Consider the following 19,260-nt stretch of genomic DNA (forward strand, 5'->3'; position numbering starts at 1 on the left):
ACCCTGAACCCGGACACTTCGTCCGGGCCTTCGTCCGTTGGTGCCTGCATGCTCGAATCGGCGGGGGGTGAGGCTGTCTGCCTCAGCGTCGGTCAACTCGGTACGGTGAAGCTGGCCCCTACGAGCAGGAGGCAACAGGCCATGCGTGGTCTTGGAGATCACCTCAGCATCGGTGAGCGCATCGCGTTCTATCCGGAAGCGTCGTGGCTACACGCAAGAGGTGTTGGCCGGCCTCGTCGGACGCAGCACTGACTGGCTTGCGAAGATCGAGACGGGACGCCGGAAGCCACCTCGTATCGACATGCTCGCCGAGCTGTCGCGCATCCTTCGCGTACCTCTCGGGGACTTGCTCGGGCAGTTCATTCTCATGGAGGACGAGCGGCACCAGGACGACGTCCCTTCTGTGCGCGACGCCCTCATGAGCCCGCGACGGTTGTCCCGTCTGCTGTTCGGCCCGGATGCTGAGGCTCAGCTCCCGACGCCCGCGCCTGTCGCCGTGCGCGTGGAGCAGGCATGGAACGACTATCAGGGCGGCCGGCTCGGCAGCGTCATCTCTGCCCTCCCAGCCCTGCTGCAGACGGCTCAGGAGTTGGAGGAGCGAGCAGCGCGCCGCGGAGAGGAAGGTAGCGACTGCTGGGCGGTGTCGGCGCGCACGCATCACCTCGCGGCCACGACGCTCGCCAAGATCGGCGAGTCAGACATCTCATGGCTCGCTGCCGAACGCGCGATGCGGGCCGCTGACGAGTCGGACGACCCGCTCGTACTGGCGTCTGCCGCACGGTCCGGCACCCATGCCCTGCTCGCCAACGGGCGCTATGACGACGCCTTGGAGCTGGGCAACACGGCCGCAGCGTGGCTGTCGTCTCAGGTGACCCAACACGATCCGGCGGCGCTCAGCTTGCTCGGAATGATCCACCTGCGGGCCGCCGTCGCGGCGGCCCGACATCAGGACCGCTCCACCGCGACGGCACTGCTGAACCGTGCCGCGCCTACAACGTCGGTATCGCCACCGGCCCCTCACGGCTGGTCGTCATCGACCTCGACACCCCCAAGACCCCCGACGACACCCCGCCCGCCGCATGGGCCCTGCCCGGCGTGACCGACGGCGCGTCCGTGCTCGCAGTGCTGTGCGAGCGCCACGGCCAGCCCTTCCCCTGCGCCATGCGCCACCCACACCGTGCGCACCGGCCGCGGCGGCCTGCACCTGTACTTCACCGCCCCCACCAACGGCGAGCCGCTGCGCAACACGGCGGGTGACAAAGGCAACGGGCTCGGCTGGAAGGTCGACACCCGCGCGGCAGGCGGCTACGTCGTCGCCGCGGGCAGCACCGCGGCCGGACGCCCCTACACCACCGTTCACGACGCCCCCGTGGCGCCGCTGCCCGGCTGGCTCGCCACGCTGCTGCGTCCGGCGCCGCTGCCGCCGCAGCGACCGGTCACGGTCCCGCTGACCACCCGCGACCGGCGCGTCAAGTTCCTGACCGCCGCGCTCAACGGCGAGTTGGCCCGCGTCACCGGCTCCGGCCCGCACGAGCACAACAACGCGCTCTACCACGCCTCCGTGGCCCTCGGACAGCTGGTCGCCGGGGGAGAGCTGGACGCCAACGAGGTGACCGAGAAGCTCACCGATGCAGCGCTCAGCGTCGGCCAGGGCGAGCGCGAGGCACGCCGCACCATCGCTTCCGGTCTGCGGGCCGGAGCCAACCGCCCCCGGCAGGTCGCGGCATGACCACCAGCCCGATTCCCCCGCTGCACCTGTACTCCGTGCCTACCGACCCGCAGACAGCCCCCCAGGCCCCGCTTAAGCGGGAGCGGCCGCGCACGGCGTGGACCGCGGACCAGCTCATGGCCGCGGACTTCCCGGAGCCGAGGTGGGCGGTGCCCGGCATCCTCGCCGAGGGCGTCAACCTGCTCGCCGGACCCGAACCAGCGAGCATGCCGCCCTTCTCACCCTGGAACAGCAGATCTCCCGGCTTCAGGCCCTCGGCCTTGATGTGCTCGCGCAGGATCCGCGTCAGCGACGGATGCCCCGGTACGACGCGCGTGTCGTCCGAAGCGCGTCCCTTGAGCCCGCGCTCTTCGTGGATCCCACCGTCATCCGTCCAGTTCTTCCCGACCTCCGGTTGAGCTGTATGGAACAACAGCTCACACCACTGGTCTTCTGCGTCCTCGGCGGGCAGGCGGACGTCCGCAACGTTCATCGCCACAATCTCCTCCGGACGCGGCCCGGCGTAGTACATCGTGGCGAAGAAGGCATGCAGCCGCTTGCCGCCGCGGGAACGCCGACGCACCCACCCCAGCAGGCGCGCCGCCTGCTCCGGGTTGAGAAGGGACCTCTTGTCGACCGCGGACGACGTATTGGGTGCCGCCCCCCTACCCTTCGGCAGGGGATTCGCTCGCAGGATCCGGTGCTTGACGGCGTACTCCATGGCCACGTTCAGGATCCGCCGGTTGCGCTTGACGGAGCTTGCCGCGGCGCGCGCGCCGTCCAACTTCGAGCCGACGACCCGAAGTACCTCGTCAACCTTGGCGGGGTCCTCCCATGCCGCCATGGTCAGGGTGTTGCGCTCCACCCACTTCAGGATGGTGACCACCTCGGGTGGGGCGTCCTGCCGGCGCCGCGTGTTGAACGCGTACTCCCGCAGTGCCGTGCGCACGTCGACCGGCCGGAACACCGTCGGCGGTGTCCGCAGCAGAGCAACGGTGGCTGTCATGAGGGCTTTCGACGTGTTCTTGCGGTTGTTCCCGCCGGTGCGGTGCCATTGAGCATCTGCAAACTGGACGGCGAAGTCGTACCAGTTCACGGCGCTCGCCCCGGACTGATGCGAGACGGGGCGCCCCGTGGTGAGGCTGAATGCCTCACCACGGCGCGTGGCGCTGACCAGCTCGGAGCGGAAAGCGTCCGCCAGTGCCTTCGTGTCGAACGGCGCTCGCCACTCCTTGCCGTCCAACTCCCATCGGACGGTGTGGGTGGTCTTGCGCTTGCCCTTGTAGACCGCCGTCTTCCAGATCTTGACGTTGTAGGTCGTGCCGTCCATCAGGCGGCGTCCTCCCGGTCATCCAGCCAGTGTTCGTAGTCGCTGCGCCGGATCCGGATGTCGCCGTTGGGCAGCTTGATGCACCGAGGGGCGCGCCCCTTCGCGCGCCAGTCGTAGAAGGTGGAGCGCGAGATCTTCAGGTCCTTGCAGACCTCCGCGAGCGTGAGCTTTTCGTCCCGCGGCCTGGGCACGGACGTCGTCAAGGCGCGCTCCCTTCGCCGTTCAAGTCGGACAGCTGGGACAGTCCGGATTGAGGCTGTCCCACCTGTTCATGCAGGTCAGGTGGGGTGCCGGGACAGTCGGACAGCTGGGACACCTCCGGCGTTCCCTGTGTCCGGGTCTCGGTGTCCGGGTAGTACCGGCCGCCGGCGTCCTTGGTCAGCTGTCCGTCCGCGGCCATGCGCGAGCAGGTCCGGCGGACATTCTCGGCATCGAGCTGCGGCAGCGCGGCGACGATGTCCCGCGGGCGTGCACCGGGGTGCGCGCGGACGTGGCGGAGGATGGCCGCGCGGGTGTCGCCGATGGTGTGGTCCGTGACGGGTCCGTCGAGCATCTGCCAGACGCCGGAGGCGGCTTGGAAGCTGAGGGCGTACTCGGCTTCGTCGACGTCGCGTCCGGTGACGTGGAGGATGCCGTCTGCCTGCCCGCGGGCCCGTTTGAGCACGAGCGTGGCGTCGGCGGCTCCGGCGATGCCGTTCGTGCCGGACACCTCGGTCAGGAAGTCGTCCGAGCCTGCCTTACGGACGTGGTGGACGAGGACAACGGCGATGCCGTAGTGGTCGGCGATCCGCTTGGCGTAGCCGACGGCGACATAGTCCGCGTCGTAGGCGGATACGCCCTGCGGCGCGGGACCGCGCATCTTGGCGAACACGTCGATGACGACCATGCGGGCGTCCGGGTTGCGCTCCAGCCATCCAGCGATGGCGTCGCTGCCGCCCTGCGGGAAGGGCGGGCATTCGGTGACCAGGGTCAGCCCGGCCGGGGCCGCCTGCCCGCCCAGGATCTTGCCCATACGGGTCTGGAGACGGCGCGGGGTGTCCTCCAGGGCGAGGTAGAGCACCGGGCCGCCCTGGACGGGGACGGAGTCGAAGGCGTGGCCGCCGGCCGCGACCGCGAGGGCCAGACCGAGGGACAGCCACGACTTGCCCACCTTGGGCGCATCCGGCGGGCATGGCGGACCGCTCGCGCCGAAGTGCTCTCTCCGGAGGAATTCGCCTCACCACTCGGCAGGCGGGTGTACGACCTGCGGCACACCTGCCTCACCAACTGGCTCAACGACGGCATCCCGCCGGCGCAGGTAGCCGAGTGGGCGGGCAACAGCGTGCCCGTGCTGCTGGCCATCTACGCCCGATGCATCTCCGGGCAGCTAGGGGACCTCAAACAGTGGATTCTGGCGCGAGGTGATCTCCCCGACCTGCCCGAGACCGGCTGACGACCGCCGGAGAACTTCTCCGCGTATTCACCGCAGCCACCCGGTGACAGCCGGACAGCGCTGGACCCTCCCCGCGATCACCGGGGGCGGGTCCGGCGCTCTTTGCGTGCACCTACACCCACCCTGACCAGCAAAAAGCCCTCCCTAGCGGGAGGGCGGAGACTTGCGCCCCCGGCAGGACTCGAACCTGCGGCCAAGCGCTTAGAAGGCGCCTGGTGCTTGACAGGCCACGTGGTCGCTGATCTGCTCAAACGTCCGATCGGATCCCTCTCAACTGCAAGCTTCGACACGCATTCGACTCGTGTTGGCGAGGCGATCGCCGCACCGCTCAGCGTCAGACTCTCGGCTGAGCCGCCGGCGGCAAGCTGCCACTGCACCAAAGGCGGTAGTCAGATCGAGTAGCTCCGTACGGATCACGGGAAACGAGGCACGTGTAATGAAGGCCGAGTAGCGAACCGGCGTCAACACCCAGGTTGGTAGCGAGGACCCGAGTGGGCAGCGGATGCTTGTCATTCGGGTCATGGACCGCAACCGAATCAGCCAGCACGCCGCGAACTTCGACTACCTCGTACTCGACTCGGGTTCCGAGAGTCTCCTTCTCGTGGGAATGATCCCCGTCGAGCGGTTGATCGCATAGGCCACAGGTGTTCGCATGGCGGGCGGCATCGGTCATGTTCTCCACGCTACCTAGCGTGGGCGCAATGACCGAGGTCTCGGCTGTCTCAGCTAAGGGTTGATCGGGATCTCATAGACGATCTCGCAGTGAGCGGCGGGCACGATGATGTCCGCCGTCTCCACGGGCCGCCCCTGGTCGCTGTAGTACGTCCGCCGGATGTGCGTGACGAGGGCGGCCTTCTGGATGCCCAGGAGTGCCGCCTCCTCGGCGGTCGCCTGCCTCGGCTCGGGCTGCTCCACGGCGTGGCTGACGGTGATGCCGATCGCGGCCATGCGGTTCACGACACCAGCCCCGGCGTGTGGTCCTCCCTCGGGGAGAACGACGAGAGTGCCGGCGGTGAGGTCGTACGGCTCCCAGCTCGTAGAGAGCTGCATCGGCCTGCCGTCAGCAAGGAACTCGTACGTCGTCCGGACGCAGAGGTCGCCCTCGGAGATGCCGAGCCGTGCCGCGATGTCTGCCGGGGCCGGCACCTTGGCCTCAGTCCGGCTCTCCCAATCTGCTTGCCTGCCCACGGCCTTCATGTCCGCCCGGAACGGCGACCCGTCGGGCCGCTCACGTGCGGCCGAACGGACCACCCGCACCCGCTGCCGTGGCTCGGCGACGTACGTGCCTGAACCGGCGCGGCCTTCCAACACACCCTGGGAGATCAGCAGCTCCTGTGCCCGGCGGACCACGTTCTCGCCCACCCCGCACTCCTGGCCGATCTGGGCGCGGGACGGCAGACGGTCCCCGGGCTCCCACATGTGCTCCGCGATCCGCCGCCGGAGTTCGTCGGCGATGCGGAGATAGGGCGGCTGCTCAGGCATATGGAAAATCTAGTCCACTAGCTCTAATCTAGTTAACTAGCTTTACTGAACGTGATTGCCGGTTGACGGAGGCTGCCCTGTGCCCGCTTCGGGAGTTCTCGCGGCAGGCATCGCTGCCCGGCTGTCCGCGGTCGGGCTCGTCGCGCGCGTGGAGGAGCACGACGGGTACGCGTCGGTCGAAGCGGAGGTACCGGAATCGCTCTCTGCCGACTTATGGCGGGAGGTCCTGGAAGTGGTGGCCGAGGCCGACAGGTTCGGGCTCGTCGCCACCAGCCTGAACGGCCGCACTCTCTGGGCGGTCGTACGCAAGGCGGTCCCCACGACGGGCGATGTCGGGGGACCGCGCCATCAGCGATAGGAGCTGAGCAGCGTGCTCAACCGTATCCGCCGTGCCGCCTCACTCACCAGAGCGCGGTACTTCCCCATGGGCAGGCACCGCCGCCCCTTAATGCCCTCCCGGCCGACAGTCACCCCTGCCTTCTCGGCGACGTCTGCTGACGCGTCGACGGTCATCCTGAGCCGGGCTTCCGAAACTGCGAACCACCGACACCCGCTCGCGGGGGAGGGCAACGCACTCGTCCGCCCGTACGTGCTGGCTTGGGAGGAACGAGTACGGCCGCGCCCCGTGGTCGTCGCTTCCCACCTGCCGGCTGAAGCCTGGTCGGCTCTGGCGGGGGTCTGCTGATGCCTCCTCGCCGACAGCTTCACGTCACCGACGCCTCGGCCGTCCCGTACCGGTCGACCGCCTGCCGCATCGGCACGCACCTTGCTTGTGCGGAGTCCTCGCCAGTCTCCGCACCGATTGACCTACCCGTTGTCTACGAGACGTGCGCCTGCCTCTGCCACTCGGCGTCCGACCGGTCCACGCTCGTGGAGGTGGAGCGGTGAGCGGCTGGGCACCCGGCGGTGCGCTGGTGTCCACCATCGAGGTCACCGCGACCACCGTGCAGCGTGGCGACGTCATCCAACTCGGCGGCTGGGCCTGCCGGGTGACAGACCTCTTCCAACTCCCTCAAGGCGCCAAGCAACTCCTCTTCGAGTCGGGTGAGCTGCTGACCATACACGCGCGATCCCGGCTCACAGCCGTTCGCGTGGTGAGAAGGCGGTGACCCGGTCTGTGTCATCACGCCACCACGACATCGCCGAAGATCTCCGGCACCAGATCACAACCGGCCGCATCAAACCCGACGAACGCCTACCGTCCGAGGCCTGCCTCGCCGACCGATACAAGGTCAGCACGGTGACACTGCGCAGCGCCCTCGCGGTCCTCCAGGGCGAAGGCCTCGTCGAGAAGATCCACGGCAAAGGTAACTTCGTCCGCCGCCCACTCCGCAAGATCGTGTACGTCGGCGGATGGGGGACGTTGGACCCGTGGACCGCTGCTGAAGCAGCTCTGCGCGTCACCGTGCGCACCACGACGGTCCAGGCAGACGGGCACCTGACGACATTGCTGAAGGTGCCGACGGGCAGCCCCCTCGCCGAATTCTTCTGCATCAGCCACGAGGGAGAGTCACCGCACGGACTGGCCCGCATCTACATCCCGCGCGACATGGTCCCGGCCGGAGTGCTGAACGGCGAACCCTCCTGGCAGGAGACCGCCATACGGCTTGCCGTTCTGGGCTCGCCGCCGGCAACCGTCCGGGAGACGGTATGTGCCCGCCCACCAACACCGGACGAAGCATCGGCCCTCCGGACCGGCTCCTCCAAGGCAGTCCTCGCGATCACGCGCGTCGCGACCGACACCGCCGGGCGAGTCGTCGAGGCCGCCCTTCTGGCGTTCCCGGGGGATCGCGTCGACGCGGTCTTCACCACCCATCACATGACCGATGAGAGGCAGACGCAAGGATGACGGCACCGAACGAACTGCGCCTCCTCCCGTGGTCGGGGCCGGAGGGCAAACCCTGCTACCTGAACACCGACGACACGGGCGGCTACATGTCCCGCCTGGCGGACAACATCGAAGCGGTGCAACTGGGAACGGCGGCCGACTTGCTGGAGCATGCCTCGGACAACCTCGACGACCAGGACGCCGACCCGGAGGACCTGCGACGTTTGGCGAAGGAACTGACCGGGGCGTTGCGGGACGTGCTGCGCGTCGCGACCAGCCGCGGTCACCTCCTGGGGGCAAGCGACCCGCATCGCTCCTGAGGCGGGCGGCTGCGTTTAGCGCCTCCCGACGGCGACCTTCCGTTCCACCCCGGCGGGGAGAGGTACCCGGATACGAGCCCGGGCCCCTCTCCCCGTCCCTATGCGTGACGCCCGAACCCCGCAACGGCTCCGGAGGCCGCCTCGGTCTTGAGCGTTTGGTCAGGTCACGAACTTCTTGACGAGCGGTTGGCCATCACTCGTCCACGAATAGTCCACGAACCGCTGTCGGGATCCGTGGTCTTCCGTAGCGGCGGTCGCTAGACGCTGGTCAGTCCTGCTCGCGCCAGCGCCGGACTTCGGCGCCGCGCTCAGATTCAGGGGACGAGGTTGGGCGACGGCCTTCTCGCCCAACCTGTAACGCGGAGACCACCGCAGCGCTCGTGTTCTGTCGCGACATGACTACCTTAACTACCTTTTGGGCTGCTTGTTCCGGGTCTTCGTGTTCCCATACGCGGATGACCAGCCAACCGGCGTCGCTCAGCGCCTCGTTGGTCTCGGCGTCGCGGGCCTGGTTCCCGGCGATCTTGTCCTGCCAGAACTCCGCGCCCTTCTTGGCGGGCCGGTGGTGTTTCGGGCAGCCATGCCAGTAACAGCCATCGACGAAGACGGCGACGCGAGCCCGGGTGAACACCACGTCGGCGGTTCGGCGCAGGTCGGGTATCGGCCTGACGCCCACGCGGTAGCGCAGTCCGCGCCTGTGGAGCGCGGACCGCAACAGCCTCTCGGGCTTCGTGTCCCGCCCCTTGTTAGCGGACATGACCGCGCGGGAGGCGGGAGAGGACGCCCACGAGCCAGGGGGAAGGGTCTCGGTCGTCACGTAGCCGGCGGCGTGGGCCATCTTCCAGGCCTGCGCGAGGTTGGCGGCGCGAGTCGCGGCGTCCACTTCGCCGACGTACCGTTCCTGGGTCTGGCCCTCTTGTGACCATCGCAGGTAGGCGCGGACACGGCGGGTGCTGCGGTATAGGCGCAGCGCGATGGACGCGCGCGCGTATCGGCCCTCGCCGAGGTCCACGGCACGCGCGAGACGGCCGCCGGCGGCCCGGTCCTGCTCGGCCGCGCGGGCCTCCCTGCTGACCCCCGCTTTAGGCTTCCACGCTCGATCGGGAGGCATCCGATCCTTCCAACGGCTATGCCGACCGTCTGCGGTTTCGGTCACTTCCGCTTCTCCGGGTCCTCCAGTGCCCCAACTGACTTGAGAGCATCAGCGACGGCCTTCGCGAAGACCGTCCCGAGCTTGACGGGTACGGCGTTCCCCAGCTGTCGCATCTTCTCTCCCCGTGGCCCATCGAGGATCCAACGGTCTGGGAACGTCATGACCCGGGCGGTCTCACGCACGGTCATGTACCGGTATCCGGCTCCGCCACCGGCGTTGACGAAGTTGGGGTTGTCGAGCTGCATGACGGATTCACCGCCCGGCACGCCGTGCACACCTGCCTTCACGGTCTTCGCGGGTCGGTCCAGCACGTTCGGGGTGTGGCCCGTGTACATGCGGGCTCCGGGCCATCCGATGTGATCGGGGATGTCGCCCACTTCATGCTTCTTCTCGACGGCTTCTTCCGTGACGTACGGAAGGGGTTTGCCCTCGTTCTCGTCGATTCCCGCGATGGCGTCACGTAGGGTGCGCCACGGCTTCAGTTCCAGCTTTGCTTGGGTCTTCTTGTTCTCGTAGTCGAGTTTCGGAAGGTTGGCGATGACGCGCTTGCGGACGTCGGAGGGCACGTGCTTGTGTCGCTCCGTCCAGTACGGTCCGCCCTCGCGCATGGAGTGGATCAGTGACTCCTCGGAGTGTGTCTCCTTGGGCATGAACTCGCCCCAGTTGACGCCGAGGTCGGCGCGGAACGCGACGATGATTACCCGGTTCCGAATCTGAGGTACGCCGTAGTCAGCGGCGTTGACCGCCATCTCCTTGACGACGTATCGCTCGGAACGATCAACCGATTCGTTGGCAATCAGCTTCTCAAGGACGTCGTTGTGGTCTTCCCATGTGGCGCTCTTGTCGCGCTCCACGAAGGGAAGGGTCAATTCATTCAGGATGTAGTTGAAATAAGGCCTGAAAGACGGCCGGAGAAGACCGCGAACGTTCTCGCAGATGACCGCCTTGGGTCTCATCTCCCGAATGGCGCGGAACATCTCCGGGAACATGTTCCGCTTGTCCTCTGTGCCCTTGTGGACGCCGCCCAGGCTGAAGGGCTGGCACGGCGGTCCGCCCGCGAGGACGTCGACATCTTCGGTGACGTGGTCGGTGAAGCTGATGTTGCTCACATCACCGGGGACGAGCGGCCACAGCTTCTCCGGCTCCTTGGGGTCCGGCGGGTTGTCCCTCAGGGACTGGCACGCCCGCGGGGCCAGCTCATTCACCAGAAGCGGACGGAAGCCTGCGGCGTGCACAGCCATCGCGAGGCCCCCGCCGCCGGCGAACAGCTCGACACAGGTCCCCACCTCTAGGTGCTCTTCTCGCAGTTCAGGCATGTGAGAAGCGTACCGCGGAGTTTGTGATCACGGTGTCGTTTCAAGGAAGACGCACCCCACGCGCCCCGTTGTCACCGGCTAAGGTGATGCCGATCACTCGCCCGAAGGGAGCCCAGGCGTTGCCGCTGGAGAACCATGCCGAGTTCAAGCTGAGCATCACGAAGGCCCTCGGCGATCAGTTGGCCGCAGCCTTGAGAACACTCACTCCGGCGCCCCTGACCGAGGAGAACATCAGCAGTCTTCCTCGCCACAAGGGGGTGTACCAGCTCTACAGGCACGGCGAGCCCGTGTACATCGGGAAGGCCGATGTCACCCTCGGTCAAAGGCTGAGGAAGCACCTCAAGAAGCTTAGCGGCCGTGAGAACATCCACTTGGAGTGGATGTCCTTCAAGGCGTTGTCCGTGGATGAGGACTTCGCGGCGGTAGCTCCCGAGAAGCTCCTTATCGACAGGTTCCAGGAGGATGGCCAGGCTCCTTGGAACGAGAACGGCTTCGGCATCAACGACCCGGGGGTTGAGCGGGACACCACGGTCTTCGGCGAAGATCACTTCGATCAGATCTATCCCGCCAACCTCAACTGGGTAATACGCGACCTCCCTCAAGGGTCTCAAAGCCTACGCGCCGTCTTGAAGTTCGCAAAGGCGGCGCTTCCTTACACGTTCAGGTACGCGTACTACCGCACCAACAGGGAGAGCTTCTACGACCAGTTCGAAGTGGTCATTGAGCAGTCGAATATGATCGCGAGCGAGTTCTTCCGTTTCGTGAGCTCCCAGTTGCCTGATGACTGGCAAATCATGGTGCTTCCCGGATACGCCGTCATGTACCCAAGGGTACTGATGTCGCAGAGTGCACGCAGGCGCTACATCGATGGTCGGGAAATCCTCTATAGCGATAGTGCTCGGTGAGGCAAGTAAGTAGAGCGTCTGTCACTCGCAGTTCCTCGCTGGAGTGGGCAATGCGCTGGCGGATCGAGCACGACTACCGCGAGCTCAAGCACGGCCTGGGCCTGGACCACTTCGAGGGCCGAACCTGGCGAGGCTGGCACCACCACGTCACCCTCGTCACCGCCGCCCAGGCATTCCTGGCTCTGCGACGGCTCGCCCCAAAAGCACACACGCTGGTCTGACCCTTACGCAATCCAGGAAGGTACTGGACCGGCACCTGCACCACCTGCGGCCGTTCACTCACCACAAGCGAGGTAGGCGCTGGTCAGTGAGCGAAAGGCCATGATCGACATCGGAGCGCCGAGGGCCAGATGACTTCCGCCAAAGGCCTCCACCTGGGGCCCGAGCACCGCTAGCATGATCGAGCCTGGGGACACGTCCCTGACTCGATCCTCACTCAGGAGTGCGCTAGCGTGGCCAACTTTCGTACTTCGGCCCGTACCGTTGACATGCTCGGCCGGCAGCAGATTGCTGGCATCCCCACGGCAATCAACGAACTCTTCAAGAATTCTTATGACGCGTACGCGAAAACGGTTGTCGTCGACTGGTTGAAGGATCGTAATGCTCTGATCCTTCGCGACGACGGTGTGGGCATGAGCGAGAGGGACTTCCTCGACCGATGGCTCACGATCGGGACGGACAGTAAGGCCGCAGGTGGCAGGCTAAGCCCACCACCAATTCCTCAAGGTTTCACCGTTCGACCTGTAATGGGGGAGAAGGGGATTGGGCGTCTTGCTATCGCCGCCTTGGGCCCTCAGACTCTCGTTCTCACGCGGCAGCGGCCTCAGAATGCGAGTGAGGACAATGCGGCTCCCATAATCGCAGCCCTGCTGCCGTGGACATTGTTCAGTGCCCCAGGTGTGACCCTGGAAGACATCGATGTTCCGGTGCTATCGGTTGACGGGACTCTTAATCGATCGGTGATCGAGCGCCTGGCGGGTGAGGTACGTGCCAATTTGTTGCGGCTCTCAAACCGGCTAGACGATTTGACGATAGCGACGATCCGTGACCATCTGACGAGACTCGAGCAGATCGACCCGCGTCTCCTTGAGAGACTTCCTGGGCCGCATATCACTGGTAGCGCCGGCTACGGGACGGCATTTGTGGTCACGCCTGTCGATGAATCTCTGCCCGGAGAAGTCGAAGGCGACAGAACTAAGAAGGGGCGAGCCACCAACCTCTTCAAATTGCTCGCCGGCTTCTCGAACACCATGACCACAGGTTCCCGAGAGCCTGAGATGCAGACATCATTCGTGGTTCGCACCGATGATGGCCTGGCTACGGATATCTTGGACGACGACGAGTTCTTCAATGAGTCTGACTTCGCAAGGGCCGATCACGAGTTCTCTGGGACGTTTGACGAATACGGCACGTTCCATGGGGCAGTGTCTATCTATAAAGCGCAACCTGTGCAACATGTCATTCCTTGGCGTGCGGGAAAGGGAGCGCCAACTCAATGCGGCCCCTTCAAGATTCGTTTTGGGTATGTGCACCATAAACCCTCCCAGAGTAGCCTAACGCCGCAAGAGCACGCAGAGATTTCTCTGAAACTTCAAAAGATCGCTGGCCTGTACGTGTACAAGGATGGCATCCGGATCCTGCCGTACGGACAGAGTGACGTGGATTATCTGCAGATCGAAGAGCGGAGGACCAGAAATCTAGGTTACTACTTCTTCTCATATCGGCAAATGTTCGGGGCTATCGAGTTGTCCTCGAAGGTCAATCCTGCCCTGCAGGAAAAAGCTGGGCGAGAAGGATTCCGCGAGAACATTGCTTTCAAGCAAATGAAGGCCATTCTTGAGAACTTCATGATGCAGCTGGCTGCGGACTTTTTCAGGGGCAGCAGTCAGCGGGGGCAGGAGTTTCTGGCAAAGCGCGACGAGCTCGAACGCACTGAGCAGGTTCGCCGCGCACGCGCCGAGACAGCAGATGCGGAGCGCAACAGACTGCGCAATCGACTTCAACTCGTCATCGGTGAGTTTTCGGAGTCACGTCCGGTCGCACTCGTGGAGAGGACGGTGGCACGAGTCGAGCGCGAGCTATCTGTTATTAGCGACACGGCACCGGATGCTCTGGAAGCCACCCTCGAACTAGAGGAGGGCGCTCGACGCGACCTTGAGAGCTTGATCAGCCGATACACAGTACCTAAGCCCGTGGGTATCGGCCTTGATAGAGAGACGAGTCGAGATTGGGCAGTATACGAGAGGCTGCGTGACGAACTTGTAAGCAATGTCGTTACCACGGCGACTAACAAAATTAGCTCGATGGCCGCAGTCAGAGCCGGCCATTTGGTATCGATCACGGAATTGCGGGAGCGACTACAGGAAGACTTCGAAGAATCAGCACGCCGGGAGTTCGACGACTGGTCGCGGGATATTCAAGAGATCCGTACGAGGTCTGAGCAGGTCGCTCTGGATATCTCGAATAGAGTCCGGTCTGCGGTCCAAAGTGCCTCAGATTTTGCACGCGGCATGACCCGCCGTATCACAGACCTCCCGGCCTCGGCTACGGAAGACGATCTCTTTAGGCTCCGACGACAGCTCATGGAGGAGCTTGAAAAAGAACTGCAGCGTCAGAAGGATTCACTGGAGCCAGTCCGACGCTTTTTGGGCGGCTTCGAGCACATGTCGCGGGGCTTTGGCCTGGAAGAGCAACTTGAGGCCGTGGAGGAGGAGGTTATTGCCCTTCGAGAGCAGGTTGACACTGATCTCGAACTGACTCAGCTGGGAAGAGCCGTTGAGCTGATCAACCATGAGTTTTCGTCGAGCATTAAGACGGTGAGGAGGAATTTGCGTGCTCTGCGGCCGTGGGGGCAGCGCAATGAAAAGCTCGGCAGCATTGAGCGTGAGCTTGCAACGGCATTCGAGCATCTGGACAACTATTTGACGTTGTTCACTCCGCTCCAGAGAAGGCTGTATCGAAAGCCGGCCAACATTCGAGGCGCTCAGGTGGCGCAATTCATTCGTGATCTCTTCGGTGACAGGCTTCGACGCCACGACGTCGATTTGCAGGTGAGCCCGTTGTTCGAGAGCTACTCATTCGTGGGCTACCCCTCTACGTTCTACCCGGTCTTTGTAAACTTGGTGGACAACGCGATCTTTTGGCTGTCGGATAGACCGGTTCCACGGGTAGTGCAGCTAGGACAGCGAAACGGATCATTGATCGTTGCGGACAATGGTCCTGGAATCTCTTTGCGTGATCACGACGCTATTTTTGAGCACGGTTTTTCGCGGAAGCCAGGGGGAAGGGGGCTTGGGCTGAAAATCAGTAAAGACGTGCTGCAGAGAAGCGGTTGGTCGCTCACAGTTGTACCCGAGGGGGGCTTGCCGTGGCCGGCGGATGCAGCCTCCATGGCAGGTTCTGACGGACAGGGCGTAGGTGCGTGCTTCTCGATCAATCCGCCGAGTGGGGTTGATGAGAAGGGGTTGGGGGGAACGGAATGAGTACTGAGCTGGAGCAGTGGTCTGTAAATGCTGCTAGAGACTACCTACAAACCGTGGTTGTCGTTGACGACCAGGTGGCGATTGAGCCAGCGGAAGGTTCCGCTAACGGTCCGGGACCTGAGGATGTCGTTGAGGACTTCGACCCATTGTCGGTAGAGCCTGAACCGGAGGGAGGGCGGGCCAGTAAGCAGAGATCGACAGATAACCACCGCGCTGATGAGACATCAGGCGGCAATGACGATCTAGATGGCGCTGCCCTCTCTGAAGCATTTGCAGGTTACGGGCTAGTCTGTGGATACGTGCGTCCGAAAAATGGCGACCAGCGAAACGCTTTGGTCGAAGGTAGCTACGACCGCCTGTTCTTGCGATCCGATGTCCTAGTGCTGGACTGGACGCTGAACGGTGACACGGGGCAGACAACTTCGCAGCTTGTTGCACGGCTGGTGCAGACCGAGCAAGGAAAACTTGGGCGGCTGCGGCTTATCTGTATCTATACAAACGACCCGGATCTTTATGGCGTCAGAGACACCCTGCAGCGGAAGCTGAAAGGCGAAGGGCATGAGCTGGAAGTTTCTGAAAACGGTGATGGGCTGGGCATCGTAGCGCGGGACTTTCGTATCTCGGTCCTGGGCAAGCCCGGAGTGAGTCGCCCTGGCATTCCGGGGTTGTCTGCGGTATCCGAAGCAGAGCTTCCCGAGAGAATCGTCAGAGAATTCGCTCAAGCCTCCCATGGCATTCTTCCAGGCTTTGCCTTGCAGAGTCTTAGTCTTCTACGGGACAACGCGCCAACGCTTTTGCAGCGGTTCCGGAGTGACCTCGACCCCGCTTTCGTCAGTCATGACCTTCTCACTGGCGAGGGAAAGAGGTTCGCTATCCAGTTGATTGCGCGGGAGATTCAGTCTCTCTTGGAATCGACTGGCGCAGGAGACATGATTTCCCGCAAACGCATTGAGTCGTGGGTGAAAGCCCGCCTCGCCAGTGGGGAGTTTGTTCCACAGGTTCAAGGGAAAAAGCGTGCCCTTAAGGACGTCTCTCCTGATAGCGTCTTGGAGCTGCTGACACAGGAGAAGGTCAAAATTGACACTCTGCGCGACAGCAGGGGCGGGCAGCTGGGGGTTAGTAAGATCGCCACTATCGCCTCACTTTTCACCACTGCTGATCGAGCGCGGGCCTCTGAGGAGGAGCTGGGCAGATTGTCTTGCTTCGCGAGAGATTTGCATAGCGGATACACGTTCGAACGTGAACCTACCCTCCAGCTTGGAACTATCTTGATCAGGGAGGCGGGAACGACGCCGGCAGGGGAGCTTGCTCCCGATCCGTTGCATGAGTCGAAGCAGGAAGAATCTAAAAGAGAGTTTCTCCTCTGCCTGCAGCCGCTTTGCGACTCTGAGAGGTTGGAGTTGGACGAGCGGCGCGGCTTCCCCATGATTCCTCTCTCTGAGGTAGAGCTCGGGGAGGAATTTCACTTCCTTGCTTTTGACCATGGTAAGGAGAAGCGTGCTCTAGCGGGTAAGGCGAAGCCGTACGAAATGATCATAGTTCCCTTCCGGTCAACGGTTGGCGAGGGTGTGGTACGGGCTATCAAAAGGGATGGCATTCCGCGCTTCACTAGCGATGACGGGGAAGAATTTTTGTGGATAGGTGAGTTGCGTCCAGAACATGCGCTGCGCGTATCCCATGAATTGGGAAGGTTGATTAGCCGAGTAGGTCTTGATGAATCAGAGTGGCTTAGGTATGACGGCTTGAACCGCTGATTTGCTGGCACCGGCAGCGCATCCTGGTACACACTCACAAGGTCGGCGGAGCGGCTTTGGGCTGGAGCTGCTTTGGCGCGAGTGATCATGGCCCCGTAAGCTTCCGGCGCGTCGGGCAGTCTGTTGACCTGCCCGTTGAAGCACGACGTTGGGGCCATGATCTTCGAGGCTCGCGCCAAAGCGGCTGCCTAAAGCTGCGGAGCCGACCGCCCCAGCCACAGAGGGGTTCTCCCGCTCTCATGGGCCGCGCCCGCGTCCGGGCGGTGGTCTGGTGCGTGGATCAGCGGGCCGTACGAACGCCAGCGCATCTGGCAGCGTCGGTCCGCATGCCACCGCCACCACGCTCCGGCCTCTTGCGGTAACACAAAGAGTCTTTGACCTGCGCCGTTGGGGATCACCGTTCGCCCCGTGCCCGTGTTGGAATGTGGCCGCTGCGTGCGGCGACGGGCGGGCGGCGACGTGCGGCCGGTGGCGAAGACAGGCGAGGCGGCGCGGCGGCGACCGGCCGGCGCCGCCGCGCTTGGCGCGGCCCTCGGGTCTTGATCCGACCTATCTGGAGTAGGCAACCGGGCGGAAAGGGCGCGCGGTGGCCCCGGCGGGGCGTTGGGAGCCAGCTGCTGTTGCGTCCTTTCCCTTCCTGAGGCCGGATCGTGGTGGCGGTGGTGTTGGGTCGGGGAGCGGCCGTTGATGCGCTGGGGTGGAGGGTGCGGTGGTCGGGTTGGCGATGATCGATGAGTGCCGGTGGACGCCGGACGAGCGAGCGCAGCGAGCCTTGATGAAGGAGAGAAGATTTTATCCCGCTGGGATGAGGCGCTTGCCGTCGTGGCTGCGTACGTGGGGGCCGTTGTCGTCCAAGGCGTCGAGGAGTCGGACTGCGAAAACCTCGGCCATGCGCTCGCTGACCTCGTCGGGTGTGAGCCAGGAGACGGCCGTCGACTCGCTTGAGGTGCGTTCGATGCCGCCGGAGGGCTTGCAGCGGAAGACCAGGGCCACGATGCCGCGGGTGAGGTTCTTGTAGACACCGGTCAGTTCGTCCACCTCGACGTGGATGCCGGTCTCCTCCAGGACCTCGCGGGCGACGCCGGCCTCTGGGGTCTCGTTCAGTTCGAGGATGCCTCCGGGAAGCTCCCAGGTGCCGTTGTCGGCTCGGCGGATCGCCAGGAGGCGGCCGTCATCGCGCACCACCACTCCGGCCACGGATACGGAGTGCAGGGGAGACGGCGTCGCTTCCTGTGCTTGACTCATGTAGAGGAGCATAGGAGGCAGAGAAGGACTATGGGAACTGCGGCTGGAGGGGTCGGGTCCGGACCTCGGTACGTGCAGATCGCGGACGAGATCGTGCAGCAGATCCGGGCGGGGGTTCTCAAGCCTGGCGACATGGTGCCGAGTGAGTCTGAGCTGGTGGAGCGCTACGGCGTGTCCGGCGGGACGATCCGTAAGGCCATGGTTGAGGTCCGAGCGAGTGGGCTGGTCGAGACCCGGCACGGCAAGGGCTCGATCGTGAAGAACCGGCCTCCTGTGCGGCACCGCTCCTCCAATCGCTTCCGGCGCTCGCTCCGGCAGGGCGGACAGGCGGCCTACCTTGCGGAGTCCGCCCAGTCCGGCGCCACCGCCAAAGTCAGCGTTCTCTACATCGGGCCCATGGAGGCGCCCGAGGATACGGCCCAGCGACTGGGCGTCCCCGTCGGTACTCAGGTGCTCGCCCGCCGGCGCCTCTACTTCCGTAACGGCACCCCGGTCGAGACCGCGACGTCGTACCTGCCCTGGGACGTCGTGAAGGACATCCCGGAGTTGTTCGCCGAGAACCCCGGCGGCGGTGGCATCTACGCGCGACTCGAAGACCACGGGCATGAGTTCGCGGAGTTCGTCGAGACGCTGCAAGCGCGGCCAGCCTCCAAGGCGGAAGCCTCGGAGCTGGCGCTGAGTCCGGGTGCGCCCGTGGTTCATCTGATCCGTGAGGCCCGTACGACGGCTGGCCTCGTGGTCGAGGTGTGCGACACCCTCATGGCCGCTGACCAGTTCGTTTTCGAGTACCGGATCCCTGCCGTCGACTGACGCGCACTCAACTCTCCGCAACCCGTCGCGAGTTCCTCTTCGTGGCGGGTTGACTCATATACAGGAGTGAGGCACTCTTCTTCATGTCACTCATGTACATGAGTGACAGAGTTCAGCATCTATAGAGGAGTGATCTCTGTGCGTCAGATTCCCGTCGACACCGCCGGCGCCGTCGTGATGGTCGCCAAGCCCCCGCAGGTCAAGGTCCGTGACCGCCGTACCGGCGAGATCGCCACCGACGCCGAGACCGGGGCCAAGCTGATGACGGTCGACGTGATGTTCGCGGCGAACGAGGAGGTGGAGATCCTTTCCATCACCGTCCCGGAGCCCGGCATCACCGGCGAGCTGGCCATGGGCACGCCGGTCGCGCTCACCGGCCTGATCGCCCGGCCCTGGGAGAACGACTTCAACGGCCAGAAGCGGCATGGCATCGCGTTCCGCGCAGTCGCGGTCACCTCGCTCGCCGATGCCGCCGCAAGGCCCAAGGCGGCCTGA

The 19,260-nt window shown here is 64.4% G+C and carries 20 protein-coding genes and 1 pseudogene; 14 read left to right on the plus strand and 7 right to left on the minus strand.

Annotated features, from left to right (window positions below; genetic code table 11):
* The first annotated feature begins 145 nt into the window (after positions 1-145).
* The 3 genes from AB0L59_RS01635 to AB0L59_RS01645 are packed head-to-tail and all read left to right on the plus strand — an operon-like array spanning position 146 to position 1,729.
* Positions 146-1,099, plus strand: coding sequence for a helix-turn-helix transcriptional regulator (locus tag AB0L59_RS01635; protein ID WP_365578074.1), 954 nt, complete (start codon positions 146-148; stop codon positions 1,097-1,099).
* On the plus strand, positions 1,033-1,257 hold the full coding sequence (locus tag AB0L59_RS01640; protein ID WP_365579460.1) for a hypothetical protein: 225 nt from the start codon (positions 1,033-1,035) through the stop codon (positions 1,255-1,257). Before AB0L59_RS01635 ends, AB0L59_RS01640 begins: the two co-directional genes overlap by 67 nt.
* Positions 1,178-1,729: a bifunctional DNA primase/polymerase gene (locus AB0L59_RS01645; RefSeq protein WP_365578076.1), complete on the plus strand. Its 552-nt coding sequence runs from the start codon at positions 1,178-1,180 to the stop codon at positions 1,727-1,729. The genes AB0L59_RS01640 and AB0L59_RS01645 overlap by 80 nt, the downstream gene beginning before the upstream one ends.
* On the opposite strand, the gene AB0L59_RS01650 is transcribed toward AB0L59_RS01645, so the two are convergent.
* Genes AB0L59_RS01650 through AB0L59_RS01660 form a run of 3 tightly spaced genes read right to left on the minus strand, consistent with a single transcriptional unit; the run spans position 1,638 to position 4,188 of the window.
* Positions 1,638-3,038, minus strand: coding sequence for a site-specific integrase (locus AB0L59_RS01650; RefSeq protein WP_365578078.1), 1,401 nt, complete (start codon positions 3,036-3,038; stop codon positions 1,638-1,640). The two genes, AB0L59_RS01645 and AB0L59_RS01650, sit on opposite strands and share 92 nt — an antisense overlap.
* Complete coding sequence (locus AB0L59_RS01655; protein ID WP_365578080.1) at positions 3,038-3,241, minus strand: helix-turn-helix domain-containing protein; 204 nt, start codon at positions 3,239-3,241, stop codon at positions 3,038-3,040. The genes AB0L59_RS01650 and AB0L59_RS01655 overlap by 1 nt, the downstream gene beginning before the upstream one ends.
* Positions 3,238-4,188 (minus strand): AAA family ATPase, encoded by a 951-nt coding sequence (locus AB0L59_RS01660; protein ID WP_365578082.1) that lies wholly within the window; start codon positions 4,186-4,188, stop codon positions 3,238-3,240. The genes AB0L59_RS01655 and AB0L59_RS01660 overlap by 4 nt, the downstream gene beginning before the upstream one ends.
* A 42-nt stretch (positions 4,189-4,230) precedes the next feature.
* On the opposite strand from AB0L59_RS01660, the gene AB0L59_RS01665 reads away from it, so the two are divergent.
* Positions 4,231-4,470 (plus strand): hypothetical protein, encoded by a 240-nt coding sequence (locus AB0L59_RS01665; RefSeq protein ID WP_365578084.1) that lies wholly within the window; start codon positions 4,231-4,233, stop codon positions 4,468-4,470.
* 726 nt (positions 4,471-5,196) lie between these two features.
* On the opposite strand, the gene AB0L59_RS01670 is transcribed toward AB0L59_RS01665, so the two are convergent.
* Positions 5,197-5,952, minus strand: coding sequence for a GntR family transcriptional regulator (locus AB0L59_RS01670; protein WP_365578086.1), 756 nt, complete (start codon positions 5,950-5,952; stop codon positions 5,197-5,199).
* Positions 5,953-6,031: 79 nt separating this feature from the next.
* Here AB0L59_RS01670 and AB0L59_RS01675 point away from each other — a divergent pair, with 79 nt between their 5' ends.
* The 4 genes from AB0L59_RS01675 to AB0L59_RS01690 all read left to right on the plus strand — a co-directional run bounded on the left by AB0L59_RS01675 (position 6,032) and on the right by AB0L59_RS01690 (position 8,100).
* Entirely contained in the window at positions 6,032-6,310 is a 279-nt protein-coding gene (locus AB0L59_RS01675) for a hypothetical protein (protein WP_365578088.1), read from the plus strand.
* A 526-nt stretch (positions 6,311-6,836) separates the two neighbouring features.
* Entirely contained in the window at positions 6,837-7,061 is a 225-nt protein-coding gene (locus AB0L59_RS01680) for a hypothetical protein (protein ID WP_365578090.1), read from the plus strand.
* Complete coding sequence (locus AB0L59_RS01685) at positions 7,058-7,801, plus strand: GntR family transcriptional regulator (protein ID WP_365578092.1); 744 nt, start codon at positions 7,058-7,060, stop codon at positions 7,799-7,801. Before AB0L59_RS01680 ends, AB0L59_RS01685 begins: the two co-directional genes overlap by 4 nt.
* The gene (locus AB0L59_RS01690) at positions 7,798-8,100 is read left to right on the plus strand and encodes a hypothetical protein (RefSeq protein WP_116129677.1); all 303 of its coding nucleotides are present in this window, start codon (positions 7,798-7,800) and stop codon (positions 8,098-8,100) included. The genes AB0L59_RS01685 and AB0L59_RS01690 overlap by 4 nt, the downstream gene beginning before the upstream one ends.
* Positions 8,101-8,368: 268 nt before the next feature.
* Here the strand turns inward: AB0L59_RS01690 and AB0L59_RS01695 are convergent, their stop codons facing one another.
* Positions 8,369-9,256 carry a very short patch repair endonuclease gene (locus tag AB0L59_RS01695; protein ID WP_365578094.1) on the minus strand — a complete coding sequence of 296 codons (888 nt, stop codon included), beginning with the start codon at positions 9,254-9,256 and terminating at the stop codon, positions 8,369-8,371.
* On the minus strand, positions 9,253-10,569 hold the full coding sequence (locus AB0L59_RS01700) for a DNA cytosine methyltransferase (protein WP_365578096.1): 1,317 nt from the start codon (positions 10,567-10,569) through the stop codon (positions 9,253-9,255). Before AB0L59_RS01700 ends, AB0L59_RS01695 begins: the two co-directional genes overlap by 4 nt.
* A 119-nt stretch (positions 10,570-10,688) precedes the next feature.
* Here AB0L59_RS01700 and AB0L59_RS01705 point away from each other — a divergent pair, with 119 nt between their 5' ends.
* The 4 genes and pseudogenes from AB0L59_RS01705 (at position 10,689) to AB0L59_RS01720 (ending at position 16,710) form a co-directional block, all read left to right on the plus strand.
* Positions 10,689-11,474 carry a GIY-YIG nuclease family protein gene (locus AB0L59_RS01705; protein ID WP_365578098.1) on the plus strand — a complete coding sequence of 262 codons (786 nt, stop codon included), beginning with the start codon at positions 10,689-10,691 and terminating at the stop codon, positions 11,472-11,474.
* 53 nt (positions 11,475-11,527) lie between these two features.
* Positions 11,528-11,695: pseudogene (locus tag AB0L59_RS01710) on the plus strand (IS701 family transposase); the annotation flags it as partial.
* Between the two features lie 231 nt (positions 11,696-11,926).
* Positions 11,927-14,956: an ATP-binding protein gene (locus tag AB0L59_RS01715; RefSeq protein WP_365578100.1), complete on the plus strand. Its 3,030-nt coding sequence runs from the start codon at positions 11,927-11,929 to the stop codon at positions 14,954-14,956.
* Complete coding sequence (locus AB0L59_RS01720; protein WP_365578102.1) at positions 14,953-16,710, plus strand: response regulator receiver domain; 1,758 nt, start codon at positions 14,953-14,955, stop codon at positions 16,708-16,710. The genes AB0L59_RS01715 and AB0L59_RS01720 overlap by 4 nt, the downstream gene beginning before the upstream one ends.
* A 792-nt stretch (positions 16,711-17,502) precedes the next feature.
* On the opposite strand, the gene AB0L59_RS01725 is transcribed toward AB0L59_RS01720, so the two are convergent.
* On the minus strand, positions 17,503-17,967 hold the full coding sequence (locus tag AB0L59_RS01725) for an NUDIX domain-containing protein (protein ID WP_361981548.1): 465 nt from the start codon (positions 17,965-17,967) through the stop codon (positions 17,503-17,505).
* Positions 17,968-17,985: 18 nt separating this feature from the next.
* Here AB0L59_RS01725 and AB0L59_RS01730 point away from each other — a divergent pair, with 18 nt between their 5' ends.
* A complete protein-coding gene (locus AB0L59_RS01730; RefSeq protein WP_365578104.1) occupies positions 17,986-18,765 on the plus strand; it encodes a GntR family transcriptional regulator in 780 nt (259 codons plus the stop codon).
* Positions 18,766-18,903: 138 nt separating this feature from the next.
* Positions 18,904-19,260, plus strand: a complete 357-nt coding sequence (locus tag AB0L59_RS01735) for a hypothetical protein (protein ID WP_365578106.1) — start codon at positions 18,904-18,906, stop codon at positions 19,258-19,260.

The organism is Streptomyces sp. NPDC052109, assembly GCF_040680195.1.
Lineage (GTDB): Bacteria > Actinomycetota > Actinomycetes > Streptomycetales > Streptomycetaceae > Streptomyces.

Excerpts from the sequence above, each read along its gene's own strand:
- AB0L59_RS01650 (WP_365578078.1), bottom strand. The coding sequence starts at position 3,038 with ATGGACGGCACGACCTACAACGTCAAGATCTGGAAGACGGCGGTCTAC.
- AB0L59_RS01670 (WP_365578086.1), bottom strand. The coding sequence starts at position 5,952 with ATGCCTGAGCAGCCGCCCTATCTCCGCATCGCCGACGAACTCCGGCGG.
- AB0L59_RS01690 (WP_116129677.1), top strand. The coding sequence starts at position 7,798 with ATGACGGCACCGAACGAACTGCGCCTCCTCCCGTGGTCGGGGCCGGAG.
- AB0L59_RS01700 (WP_365578096.1), bottom strand. The coding sequence starts at position 10,569 with ATGCCTGAACTGCGAGAAGAGCACCTAGAGGTGGGGACCTGTGTCGAG.
- AB0L59_RS01720 (WP_365578102.1), top strand. The coding sequence starts at position 14,953 with ATGAGTACTGAGCTGGAGCAGTGGTCTGTAAATGCTGCTAGAGACTAC.
- AB0L59_RS01725 (WP_361981548.1), bottom strand. The coding sequence starts at position 17,967 with ATGCTCCTCTACATGAGTCAAGCACAGGAAGCGACGCCGTCTCCCCTG.
- AB0L59_RS01730 (WP_365578104.1), top strand. The coding sequence starts at position 17,986 with ATGGGAACTGCGGCTGGAGGGGTCGGGTCCGGACCTCGGTACGTGCAG.